The organism is Kluyvera genomosp. 3 (assembly GCF_011765685.1).
Classification (GTDB): Bacteria; Pseudomonadota; Gammaproteobacteria; order Enterobacterales; family Enterobacteriaceae; genus Kluyvera; species Kluyvera georgiana_A.
Genome location: NZ_CP050321.1, coordinates 520955 through 522550, shown reverse-complemented (window position 1 = coordinate 522550; position 1596 = coordinate 520955). Strand labels below are relative to the sequence as shown.

General features: G+C 47.9%; 1 protein-coding gene and 1 pseudogene. Both read right to left on the bottom strand.

What is annotated here, in order from left to right:
- Positions 1–158, bottom strand: a pseudogene (locus GY169_RS23345) (GTP-binding protein); the annotation flags it as partial.
- A gap of 29 nt (positions 159–187) precedes the next feature.
- A protein-coding gene (locus GY169_RS02410; protein ID WP_167574924.1) for an IS3 family transposase occupies positions 188–1545 on the bottom strand; the annotation gives its coding sequence in 2 pieces (ribosomal slippage) (positions 188–1083 and positions 1083–1545; 1359 coding nt in all).
- Positions 1546–1596: the final 51 nt, after the last annotated feature.

Sequence of the window (1596 nt, the reverse complement as noted above, 5' to 3'; positions counted from 1 at the left end):
AGAGCAGAACCACGAACGATCGGAGTGTCGTCGCCCGGGAAATCGTACTGAGACAGAAGTTCACGAACTTCCATTTCAACCAGTTCCAGCAGCTCTTCGTCATCAACCATGTCGCATTTGTTCAGGAACACGATGATGTACGGAACGCCTACCTGTGAACTGACCCCATAATGTTGGACGGTTTATACTAAGCGGTTATAAGGGCCTGAGTTCGGTATTCCACTGGACTCAGGCCTTTTAGTTTCTGTTTTATTCTTTCATGGTTGTAATAGTGGATGTATTCATCGATAGCGATGCGTAACTCACTGATACTTTTATATTCTTCAAGGTAAAAACATTCAGACTTCAGCGTGCCGAAGAAGCTTTCCATCACTGCATTATCGTAGCAGTTTCCCTTTCTTGACATGCTCTGTTTAAGACCAACTCCCTTTAGTCGGTTCTGATAGTGCGCCATCTGGTATTGCCAGCCCTGATCTGAGTGGAGCAGCGGGTATTCGCCTTTACCCAGTACAGATACAGCCTTCGACAGCATGTCATCCACCATCGACAGAAGAGGACGGCGCTCCATCTGATACGCAACTATTTCTCCGTTATACAGATCCAGAACGGGGGACAGATACAGTTTTTCTCCGCTGATCTTAAATTCCGTGACATCTGTTACCCACTTCTGGTTGGGCTTATCCGCACTGAACTGCCGGTTCAGCACATTACCCGCCACTTTTCCATACCGACCTCGGTAAGAGTTGTATTTCTTCCTTCTGATACAGCAGGTTAAATCCAGCTCCTTCATTAACCTCTGAACCGTTTTATGGTTCAGTAAGCTTCCTTCCCGGCGGATGGCCAGCGTGATTCGCCTGTATCCATATCGTCCTTTATGTTTATGGAACAGCGTTAAAATCTGCCGCTTATCATCGGCATGTTTGTCTGGTTTCTTACCGCTGGTCAGTTGCCAGTAGAACGTGCTTTTTGCCAGCCCTGCCGCTTTTAACAAGCGCGCAAGAGGGAACTCCGACCTTAACTCATTCACGACCTGCGCTTTATCCCGCGTTTTGACGTGCTTCTTTCCCTGAGTAAGGCCTGAAGCTTTTTTAGATAGGCCACTTCAGCACGCAGTTGTTCGAGCTCCTCTCGTTCATCCGGGTTAAGAGGATCCTGTAAAGGAGGGACGGGGTGATTTTCAGGACGTTCTGGCATCGTTTTTTTCCTGTATCGGCTGTCTGTAAGGGCTTCTAATCCTCCTTCATCATACAGTCGTTCCCACTGACAAACAGTGGAAAAGGCAGGGATAATAAATTTTGCGCAGACTTCGCGAACAGACAACCGGTGTTCACGCATATGCAGGATAACAGACTCTTTAAAGGCAGGAGAGTAGGTGAAATGTCGGGTTGTCAGCCCGGCTTCGCCATGAAGCTTCCAGGCAGCAGTCCACTTACGAACAGCACTGTGATCGATACTAAAACGCTTTGCGGTCGCTTGCTGCCCTTCCACGCCGGAAAGATAGTGCTGCACAACCTCAAGCTTAAAGCTGAGAGAATACTTGCTCATAAAAAACTGCACCTTACTTCGTTGGGTGTCCAACTTTTTGGGTGCAGTTCA